The organism is Sphingopyxis sp., from assembly GCF_050725655.1.
GTDB lineage: Bacteria > Pseudomonadota > Alphaproteobacteria > Sphingomonadales > Sphingomonadaceae > Sphingopyxis.
In genome coordinates, this window is record NZ_JBOHHT010000042.1 from 1 (window position 1) to 9826 (window position 9826).

Sequence of the window (9826 nt, forward strand, 5' to 3'; positions counted from 1 at the left end):
GAAGCGCAAAGCGCTTCCGCCCAAGACGATCGGGCTCTAGAGCCTTTCCATGACCGATTCCACCCCTACCCCGCTCGCGCCGAAACATCTCGGCCAATCCAGCGAACTTCCTGCCTCGCCCGAGGCCGCGGTTCTCGACTATGTCCCCAATCCGCGCGCTGGCGAGCTCTATCTCGTCCGCTTCGCGGCGCCCGAGTTCACCTCGCTCTGCCCGGTGACCGGCCAGCCCGATTTCGCGCACCTCGTGATCGATTATGCGCCGGGCGAAACGATCGTCGAATCGAAGAGCCTGAAGCTCTTCCTCGGCAGCTTTCGTAACCATGCGGGGTTTCACGAGGATTGCACCGTCGGCATCGGCCGCCGCCTGTTCGACGAGATGCAGCCGCGGTGGCTGCGCATCGGCGGTTACTGGTATCCGCGCGGCGGCATTCCGATCGACGTCTTCTGGCAATCAAGCGCGCCGCCCGCCGACCTGTGGCTCCCCGACCAGGGGGTCGCGCCCTATCGCGGCCGGGGGTGATTCGCCTGGCGCCTCAATGTTCGGGGCGCGGCACAAGGTCCATCGTCTGATCGGCCTTCAGCGCATAGCTGTACCAGAACCATTTGTTGTTCGGATCCTGCGTTTCCTTCTTGAACGCAGCGATCAGGCGCTTGCCGTCGGTCTTGACATAGATGGCGCCGTCGACGCTGACATTGGACAGGCCCAGCGTGTCGACGTCGGCGTTCATCGCCTTCGCCAGCGCCTCGCACGCCGCCTTGCGCGCGGCATCCGACAAGGGCGCACCATTTTCGTCGGTGCCGGGGCCGCCCGTGGCCAGTAGGTCGATATTGCCCTTCAGTCGCTTGACGAGCGCCGCGTCCTCGGTCTCGCGCGTCGAACGCTGCAATTCGGTCGATAGCAGAACCGGCGCGGCGCCGCGCCCCGCCTTGCCCAGCCGGCCGAGCAGGTCGGGCCGGGGATGGACGTAATTCACATCGTCGTCGCCCGAAGATATGACGAAAGCCGCAGGGTTCACCGCGCTCAGAAATTCGTCGGTCACGTCCGACGCGCCGTGGTGGCACGCCTTCATCACGTCCGACCGGAAACGGGCGCGCGCGGCCGCGATCATCGCATCGCGGCCCGCCTCGTCCTGCGGCCAGGCGTCGAGCCCGGCGTATCGGGTCAGCAGGAACCGTTCCGACGGCGTGTTGAGATCGCCGCCGAAAAGGATCGAAAATTCGCCGAAGCGCAGGCGCAGGATCACCGAATGGCCGTTTTTCGTTTTGGCGGCGTCGCCAAAGACGCGCAGCCGCAGTTTGCCAGCCGCGTCGCGTTCGGCCCATGGGCCGAGCACCTCGATCGTATAGCCATCGCGCTCGCCCGGCGCGAAGCCCGGCATCCAGCGTGCGCCCTGCGCGAAACTGCCATGCTCGGTCGACAGCATCGAAAAGCTGCCGACATTGCCCTTTGCGATCGCGGTCGCGATCAGCTTAGCAAAGGTCCGGCTCGACGGGCCCGCCGCCGGGTCATAGATCGCGCGCGCTGCGGCGTCGCTTTCGACGATATGTTTCAGATAACGCACCCCGTCGGCATCGGGTTCGGTGACACCGCCCATACCCTCCAGCTCGTCGCCGGTCGGCAATTCGAGCGCGCCGTTGTGATAGAGATGCTCGAAGGTGATGTCCTTGTTCGAGAAGATGCTGCGAAAGCCGCCATAATGATCGAGGTCGGCGTGGCTGATCACCGCGGCATGGAACGCCATGCCCGCGCGATAGGTGCCGAAACGGGCATCGAGGAAATCGCGCATCGCCTGACCTTTGCCCGCATCGACGACGATGACCCGTTCCTGCTGCCCCGCCGGCAAGTCGGGGTCGGTCGCGCGCTCGGGCGTGATCAGCACCGACCCGTCGCCGATCCCGACGTCGAGGAAGATCATTTCGAGCGGGCGGCGATCGGTGACTTCGCTGGCGCGAATTTTCAGCAGCCTGCGCTTCGCTTCATCCTTCCACGCCCAGCGGATCCAGCGCCACTCGCCGGTCTGCGGCATGTCGGGCGCCAGCGTCAGCCAGTCACCCCACAATACCTGGCGGACCTTCTTGCCATTGTCGTCGCGCAGGAAAGTCTTTTCATAGGATCCCTCGCCATCGGCGCTGCCCGGCAGAGCGACGAAAACATGCTCCATGATATTCCCCTCCGCATGATTGCGGGTACAATCCTATCATGGCAGTTATGACCGATATTGGACGCTTGCGCCGAAAATCGACCCACCCCTCAGATTCATCTTTCCGTCACAAAATATTGACATTAGTGTCAGCGATATGACCGCCGCTTCCCTTCCGCACGACCATCCGATCGCTGTCGGCTCCGACCAGATCGATTTCATGGGTCATGTGAACAACGCCCACTATTTGAGCTGGGTGCAGGAAGCGGTGCTTGCGCACTGGCGCCATATCGCTCCGCCCGACGCGGTCGCGGCGCATCTGTGGGTCGCGCTGAAGCACGAGATCACCTATCGCCGCCCCGCCTTCCTCGACGACCAGGTCATCGCGACCGTCATCCTCGAAAAGGTGCAGGGCGCGCGCGCCTTTTACGAAACGATCATCAAGCGCGGCGAAGAGGTGCTGGCCGAGGTGAAATCCTCATGGTGCTGCATCGACGCCGAAACGCTGCGCCCCGCACGGCTCGCGAGCGAGGTCGTCGCGCGCTTCTTTCCGAACGAGAAGGTCTAACCCGAAAGGAAGCCTTCGGATGTGAAAGGGCCCCCTCCTTGCGGGAGAGGGCCTTCCATTGGAAGCTGGACGAAGAAACCGCCACGCACGCGAGCGGCCGCCGCCGCCGCCGCCGCCGCCGCAAAGCGAGGCATGATCATTCGGCGGCGCAAGGAATTTACGGGCTTACCGGATCGTCGTCGCCGTTGTCGTCGACCACCAGCCAGATACCGCCGGCAATGATCGCAAGCCCGAGCAAGATCGCAATCCAGCTCGCTCCTTCGAGTTCGTTCTGACCCTCGGTAACGGACCCCGCACGGGCAGCATCCAGCGCGGGTGCGGCCGACGCGGCCACCGGCGCAAGAACCATCGACGTCGCCGCGAACGCGATCGCGGCCTTCTTTAAGACATTCATCGCAAACTCCTTTTTTTGAGCGGGCTTGAAACGCTGGCCGACGGGCAATAGTTCCACGGCGCCGCACCGGATGGAGCTAGGCCGCAGCGAACCGGATCGGCAGACGCTTCAGCCCGCCGACGAAAACCGATTCGACGCGCGCGGGTTCGCCGGCCAGTTCGAGGCTTTTCAGCCGCGGCAAAAGCTCCTCCATCAATATGCGCATCTCCATGCGCGCGAGATGCTGGCCAAGGCAGACATGCGCGCCGAAACCGAAGGCGATCTGCTGGTTCTTTTCGCGGTCGGGGTCGAACGCGAACGGATCGCCGAACACCGCCTCGTCGCGATTGCCCGAGACATAATTGAGCATCAGCCAGTCGCCTTCGCGAATCATCTGGCCGCCGATCTCGACATCCTCCTTGGCGCTCCGCATGAAATGCTGGACCGGCGTGGTCCAGCGGATCGCTTCCTCGATCAGCCCGGCCTTGTCGCTGTCGGCGGCGCGGAAGCGTTCGAACAGCGCGGGATTCTTCGCGAGTTCCATCATCGCGCCCGCGGTCGAGGCGCTCGTCGTGTCGTGCCCCGCGGTGGCGACGATCATATAGTAGCCCGACATCTCGCGGTCGGGGATTTGCTCGCCGTTGACCGTTGCATTGGCGATCACCGTCGCAATGTCCTCGCGCGGGTTGGCGCGGCGTTCGGCGGTGAGCGCACCGAAATAATTTTCGAAATCGGCGATGACATAGTTGAGCATCGCGATCGCCTGCTCGGCGCTGGTGATCGCTTCCCGGCTACGATTGAGGTCGGGATCGGTCGATCCGAACAGCTGCTGCGTCAGCATCAGCATCCGCGGCTCGTCTTCCGGCGGGACGCCCAAAATATCCATGATGACGCGCAGCGGATAATGTGCCGCGACGTCGCGCGCGAAGTCGCATTCGCCGCCCTGTTCGAGCATATGATCGACCGTCTCGCGCGCGATCTGGCGAATGCGGTCTTCGACGATTTTCAAATTCTTCGGCATGAACCAGCTTTGCGTCAGCAGCCGGTATTTCATATGATCGGGCGCATCCATCTGCACCAGCGAACGGATCAGATGCCCGTCATTGTTCGGCGTCGCCGCGCGCGCGATCGCCTCGCCGCCGCGGTTGGTGAGCACGGTCGGGCGGAGACCGTTGGCGAAACGCTGCGGGTCGCGGCTGATCGCCATGATGTCGGCGTGGCGCGTCACCAGCCAGAAGGGATCGATCTCGGGATTTTCCGCGACCGCGAGCGGCGCGTTGGCGCGGGCCCAGGCGAGCTGTTCGTGCAATGGATCCCACGCCCCATAGGCGACGGGATCGACGACGGCGGTGGCTACCTCTCCAGGCAATATAGGTTTTGTCATGAAACCAAAGCTGCCTCATCGCGCACCGTCTGTCGAGCCTAGACGACGGCCTGCCGAAAGAGGGCGTTGCAGGGGCCCGCGCATGGGCCTAGCCGGACCCACAAAATCATACCGGGGATCGCAACCATGAAATATTCGACTCGTCATTTGCTTGTTGCCGCCGTGTCGTCGCTGAGCCTCGCCGCCTGCGCCGCGCAGCCGGGGATCACATCCCCCACCCCCGTCGCCCCGCCGCCCGCGCTCACCGGCGCGCCGCTCGATACGAGCGTGCCGAGCCAGCTACCGCGGATCGCGCGGCCGCTGCATTACGACATCAGCGTCGCGCCCGACGCCAAGGCGCTCAGCTTCGCTGGCGAAGCGGGCATCGACCTCGAACTTTACGAGTCGTCGGCAACGCTGACGCTGAACGCACTCGATCTCCGCTTCGCAAGCGCGAGCCTGAGCGGCGCCGACGGCAAAGCGATTCCGCTGACCGTCACGATTGACGCCGCGGCACAAACCGCGGCCTTCACCGCCCCCGCGCCGCTCGCACCCGGAAAATACCGACTGACCACAAGCTACACCGGTACGATCAACACGCAGGCGAACGGGCTTTTCGCGCTCGACTATCCCGATAAGGTCACGGGCAACGAGGTGCGCGGGCTGTTCACCCAGTTCGAGGCGCCCGACGCGCGGCGCTTTGTTCCGAGCTTCGACGAGCCGAGCTACAAGGCCACCTTCAGCCTGTCGGCGACCGTGCCCGCGAGCGACCTCGCGGTCAGCAACATGCCGGTCGCCAGCGAGACCCCGGTCGCGGGCGGCAAGAAGACCGTTGCCTTCCAGATCTCGCCCAAAATGTCGTCCTACCTTCTCTTCTTCGCGACCGGCCATTTCGAGCGGCTCGCGGCAAAGAGCGAGAGCGGCGCCGAGGTCGGCATCGTGTCGCCCAAGGGATCGGGCGAGCAGGCGCGTTTCGCGCTCGACAGCCTCGGCCCGCTGCTCGGCTATTACAGCGACTATTTCGGCCAGCCCTATCCGCTGCCCAAGCTCGACAATGTCGCGGGGCCCGGCCAGTCGCAATTTTTCGGCGCGATGGAAAACTGGGGCGCGATCTTCACTTTCGAGCGCATCCTGCTCGACGACCCGAAGATCACCAGCGAAGCGGTGCGCCAGCAGATCTATTCGACGCAGGCGCATGAGGTCGCGCACCAATGGTTCGGCGATCTTGTCACCATGGCGTGGTGGGACGACCTTTGGCTCAACGAGGGTTTTGCGAGCTGGATGGAAACCAAGGCGAGCGACCATTTCCATCCCGACTGGCAGCCTTTGCTCGACCGCGTCGACGGCCGCGAGCGCGCGATGGCGCTCGACGCCTTTGCGACGACGCACCCGATCGTCCAGACGATTCGCACCGTCGAAGACACCAACCAGGCGTTCGACGCGATCACTTACCAAAAGGGCGAGGCGGTGATCACGATGCTCGAAGCCTATGCCGGCGCGGATGTGTGGCGCGGCGGGCTGCGCAGCTACATGGAAAAGCATAAATACGCCAACACGCGCACCGACGATCTGTGGAACGCGGTCGAGGTAGCGGGCGCAAAGGGTCTGACCGCGATCGCGCATGATTTCACGAACCAGCCGGGTATTCCGTTGCTCCGCGTCGGCGGCGTCACGTGCGCCGGCGGCAACACGACCGTCCAGCTGACGCAGGGCGAATTTTCGCGCGATCGCAAGCAGGGCATCGAGGCCGAAGCGCGCCGCTGGCAAGTGCCCGTCCTCGCGCGCGCCGGCCATGGCGCGGTGGCGCGGCAGGTCATCGCGGGCGGGACCGGCACGCTGACCTTGCCCGGCTGCGGCGCGGTGCTGATCAATGCGGGTCAGGCGGGCTATTATCGCACCCTCTATTCGCCCGCAGCGCTCGCCGCGCTCCGCGGCGATTTCGCGAAGCTGGCCCCGATCGACCAGCTCGGGCTGCTCGGCGACAATTTTGCGCTCGCCTATGCCGGCTACCAGCCGATGGGCGCCGCGCTCGACCTGCTCGCGGCGACGCCGCAAAATGCGAACCAGAAGCTGCTCGGCGACGCCGCGGGGCGCTATGCGGCGCTCTACGCTATGTTCGACGACCAGCCGGCGGCGCAGAAACAGATCGCAGCACGTGGCACCACGGCGCTCGGCCCGGCGATGCAGCGGCTCGGCTTCGACGCGCGTGCCGGCGAGCCCACGCTCGACAGCATCTTGCGCTCCGACCTGCTCGCGTCGCTCGGCACGCTCGGCGATGCGAAACTGCTCGGCGAGGCACGGCGGCGCTTCGCGCTGCTCGACAGCAATTCCGCCGCACTCGACGGCCCGCTGAAATCGCGCTGGCTCGGCATCGTCGCGGCGAACGCAAGCGAGGCCGAATGGACCAAGCTGCGCGCGATGGCAAAGGCATCGAAGTCGGCGGTCGAGCGCAGCGCCTTCTATACGCTGCTCGGCAACGCGAAGGACGCGGGGCTCGCGAAGCGCGCGCTCGACCTCGCGCTCACCGACGAGCCCGGCAAGACGGTCAGCGCGGGGATCATCGACGCGGTCGCGAAGAACCATCCCGAACTGGCGGTCGACTTCGCACAGGCGAACCAGGCCGCGGTCGACCGGCTGATCGACGCCTCGGCGCGCGCGCGCTTCCTCGCGGGATTGGCGGCCGCGTCGAACGATCCGGCGATGATCGCGAAGCTCGAGCGGATCGCGGCTCCGCTGCCCGCCGATGTCCGCAAACCCTATGACAAGACGCTGGCGTCCCTGAAGGAACGCAGCGTCAGCCGACCGCGCATCAAGGGCGAAATCGCCGGCTGGCTGAAGGCGAAGTAGGGGAAAGGCCGCGGTCGGCCGGTCAGTCGGCCGGCTGCGGCATTCCGGCCGGCATCGCGCTTTCCCATTCGGCGCGCGCCCGGCGAATCATCGCCTTGAGCGCATCGGCATGGCGCTGCCACGCGGCGGCGGCCTCGGCATTCCATGCCGCCCCCGCCGCGGCGCCCAGTTCGGCGACCGTCATGTCGATGAAGGCGTCATATTCGGCGATCGGCAGCGGCCCATAGGCGCGGTGGGTGAAGACGAGCTCGGCGACGAGCGGCCAAACCCAGCTTTCGCGCTTCGCCAGCCCGAACATCATCTGCAGCGTCTCGTCGGTCATCCGCCGCGATGAGGCATCGACGACCATGAAGCTCGCGCGGCGATCGGGGAAAGTCGCGAAGAAACGGTCGAACAAGCTGTGGCGGATGTCGATGCCGGCGTCGGCGACGGCCGTCAGGCTCGCCTCCATTAGCGCGGCATCGGCTTCGCTCATTTGAACAGGTTGCCCAATATCCCGCGCATCAACTGGCCGCCGAACTTGCCCGCAACCTGCCGGCCGATGCTCGTCGCCGCCGAGCGCGCCGCCGACTGGACCATTTTTTCGGTCATCGACGGTTTCGCGGCTTCGCGCGCCGCGGCCTTTTCGAGCCGCAGGCGCTCGCGTTCCTCGGCCGCCTTGACCTTCGCCTCTTCCTTCGCGGCGATCGCGGCCTGCTTGTCGGCCTCGACCTGCGCCTTGGCCTCGATCGCGGCGGCCTGCGCCTGATCGGCCTTGGCGGCGAGCAGTTCCTCGGCGCTCTCGCGGTCGACGGCGGTGTCATATTTGCCCTCGACCGGCGAGATCGACTTGATGATCGCGCGCTCCTTGGCATCGAGCGGACCGGCGCGCGAGCAAGGCGGCTTGATCAATGTGCGTTCGACCGGCGACGGCGCGCCGTCGGCCATCAACAGCGACACCAGCGCTTCGCCGACCTTCATCTCGGTGATCTCGCGCGCGACATCGACTTTGGGGTTCGGGCGGAAGGTCTCGGCGGCGGCCTTCACCGCTTTCTGGTCGCGCGGGGTGAAGGCGCGCAGCGCATGCTGGACGCGATTGCCGAGCTGGCCGGCGATCGTTTCGGGAACGTCGATCGGGTTCTGCGTCACGAAATAGACGCCGACGCCCTTCGAGCGGATCAGGCGGACGACCTGCTCGATCTTGTCGGTCAGTGCGGGCGGCGCGTCGTCGAACAGCAGATGCGCCTCGTCGAAGAAGAAGACGAGCTTTGGCTTGTCGGGATCGCCGACCTCGGGGAGCGTCTCGAACATCTCGCTGAGCATCCAGAGGAGGAAGGTCGCGTAGAGCTTCGGGCTCGCCATCAGCTTGTCGGCGGCGAGGATGTTCACATAGCCGCGGCCGTTCTCGTCGCACTGGATCATGTCCATGATGTCGAGCGCGGGCTCGCCGAAGAAATTGGCGCCGCCCTGGCTTTCGAGGGTCAGGAGTTGCCGCTGGATCGTGCCGACGGTGGCCTTCGACACATTGCCATATTTGGTGGTGAGCTCGTCGGCGCTTTCGGCGCACCAGGACAGCATCGCCTGCAGGTCACCGAGGTCGAGCAAGAGCAGATTCTGTTCGTCGGCGACGCGGAACGCAATCGCGAGCACGCCCTCCTGCACCTCGTTGAGCCCCATCAGTCGCGCGAGCAGCAGCGGCCCCATTTCGGAAATCGTCGTGCGCACCGGATGCCCCTGCTCGCCGAACAGGTCCCAGAAGATCACCGGATTGTCGCGATAGACCCATTCGCCGTCGCCGATCTCGGCGGCGCGCGCGGCGAAAATCTCGTGCGTCTTTGCGGTCGGGCTGCCCGCCATCGCCATGCCGGCAAGGTCGCCCTTCACATCGGCAACGAACACCGGGACGCCGACCGCCGAAAAGCCCTCGGCGAGCCCCTGCAGCGTCACCGTCTTGCCCGTGCCCGTCGCACCGGCGATCAGCCCGTGGCGGTTCGCACGTTTCAGCACGAGCGACTGGCGCGGACCATCCGCCGCGCCGCCCCCGCCAAGGCCGATATAGATTTCGCTTGCCGTGCTGCCGTCGCTCACCCGCTGTCCTCCATTCGAAAGCCTATCTAGGGGTCTAGAGCGGCGGCGCAGGTCAGGCAATCGGCAAACCGGCTTCGTTCGCCGGGGCATGACGACACCGCGGAAAACCGCCGAACTTCACACGGGAATCGCGTTTTGAGGCGGCGCGAACCGAAGACCGACGCGGAGCTTAAAGCCACAAAAGCCCCGCACGCGCGGGCCGAAACTGTGGCTTTTGTGGCTTTAGCAGACCGGGCTGGCGCCGGCGGCGGGATGAGGGCACGCGCAGCAACGATATGGGACTATTGGGTCATCCGGCAGAATAGATCATGCCCGAATATTGTAGGAAAGGCTTTTCCGACGATGATGCCGGAGATGGCAGCTAACGACTGATAGCGGACGTTTGATCTCCCCTCCCGCAGGCGGGAGGGGTTGGGGGTGGGCAGCGACGTTGCGATGGCCCACCCCGCTGCGGCTAGCCAGCAAGC

Annotated in this window: 8 protein-coding genes; 3 read left to right on the top strand and 5 right to left on the bottom strand. The window is 65.4% G+C overall.

The annotated features are described in order from the left end of the window. Nucleotides 1-49 precede the first annotated feature (49 nt). Nucleotides 50-520, top strand: coding sequence for a preQ(1) synthase (gene queF, locus ACREBX_RS05655; RefSeq protein WP_037516914.1), 471 nt, complete (start codon nucleotides 50-52; stop codon nucleotides 518-520). A gap of 13 nt (nucleotides 521-533) precedes the next feature. Here queF and ACREBX_RS05660 read toward each other — a convergent pair whose 3' ends face one another. After that, on the bottom strand, nucleotides 534-2162 hold the full coding sequence (locus tag ACREBX_RS05660; protein ID WP_431560781.1) for a ComEC/Rec2 family competence protein: 1629 nt from the start codon (nucleotides 2160-2162) through the stop codon (nucleotides 534-536). 136 nt (nucleotides 2163-2298) lie between these two features. On the opposite strand from ACREBX_RS05660, the gene ACREBX_RS05665 reads away from it, so the two are divergent. After that, nucleotides 2299-2709, top strand: coding sequence for an acyl-CoA thioesterase (locus ACREBX_RS05665; protein WP_431560782.1), 411 nt, complete (start codon nucleotides 2299-2301; stop codon nucleotides 2707-2709). Nucleotides 2710-2866: 157 nt separating this feature from the next. Here the strand turns inward: ACREBX_RS05665 and ACREBX_RS05670 are convergent, their stop codons facing one another. Beyond that, nucleotides 2867-3103, bottom strand: coding sequence for a hypothetical protein (locus ACREBX_RS05670; protein ID WP_431560783.1), 237 nt, complete (start codon nucleotides 3101-3103; stop codon nucleotides 2867-2869). Between the two features lie 76 nt (nucleotides 3104-3179). Beyond that, nucleotides 3180-4466, bottom strand: a complete 1287-nt coding sequence (locus ACREBX_RS05675; protein WP_431560784.1) for a cytochrome P450 — start codon at nucleotides 4464-4466, stop codon at nucleotides 3180-3182. 126 nt (nucleotides 4467-4592) lie between these two features. Here ACREBX_RS05675 and ACREBX_RS05680 point away from each other — a divergent pair, with 126 nt between their 5' ends. Next, nucleotides 4593-7292 (top strand): M1 family aminopeptidase, encoded by a 2700-nt coding sequence (locus ACREBX_RS05680; RefSeq protein WP_431560785.1) that lies wholly within the window; start codon nucleotides 4593-4595, stop codon nucleotides 7290-7292. Between the two features lie 22 nt (nucleotides 7293-7314). Here ACREBX_RS05680 and ACREBX_RS05685 read toward each other — a convergent pair whose 3' ends face one another. Both ACREBX_RS05685 and ACREBX_RS05690 read right to left on the bottom strand, forming a co-directional pair. Further along, on the bottom strand, nucleotides 7315-7767 hold the full coding sequence (locus ACREBX_RS05685) for a hypothetical protein (RefSeq protein ID WP_431560786.1): 453 nt from the start codon (nucleotides 7765-7767) through the stop codon (nucleotides 7315-7317). Further along, complete coding sequence (locus ACREBX_RS05690) at nucleotides 7764-9359, bottom strand: helicase HerA-like domain-containing protein (RefSeq protein ID WP_431560787.1); 1596 nt, start codon at nucleotides 9357-9359, stop codon at nucleotides 7764-7766. The genes ACREBX_RS05685 and ACREBX_RS05690 overlap by 4 nt, the downstream gene beginning before the upstream one ends. Nucleotides 9360-9826: the final 467 nt, after the last annotated feature.

Bases quoted from the DNA above. Each gene is read 5' to 3' on its own strand.
- queF (WP_037516914.1), top strand. From the start codon at position 50: ATGACCGATTCCACCCCTACCCCGCTCGCGCCGAAACATCTCGGCCAA.
- ACREBX_RS05660 (WP_431560781.1), bottom strand. From the start codon at position 2,162: ATGGAGCATGTTTTCGTCGCTCTGCCGGGCAGCGCCGATGGCGAGGGA.
- ACREBX_RS05665 (WP_431560782.1), top strand. From the start codon at position 2,299: ATGACCGCCGCTTCCCTTCCGCACGACCATCCGATCGCTGTCGGCTCC.
- ACREBX_RS05670 (WP_431560783.1), bottom strand. From the start codon at position 3,103: ATGAATGTCTTAAAGAAGGCCGCGATCGCGTTCGCGGCGACGTCGATG.
- ACREBX_RS05675 (WP_431560784.1), bottom strand. From the start codon at position 4,466: ATGACAAAACCTATATTGCCTGGAGAGGTAGCCACCGCCGTCGTCGAT.
- ACREBX_RS05680 (WP_431560785.1), top strand. From the start codon at position 4,593: ATGAAATATTCGACTCGTCATTTGCTTGTTGCCGCCGTGTCGTCGCTG.
- ACREBX_RS05685 (WP_431560786.1), bottom strand. From the start codon at position 7,767: ATGAGCGAAGCCGATGCCGCGCTAATGGAGGCGAGCCTGACGGCCGTC.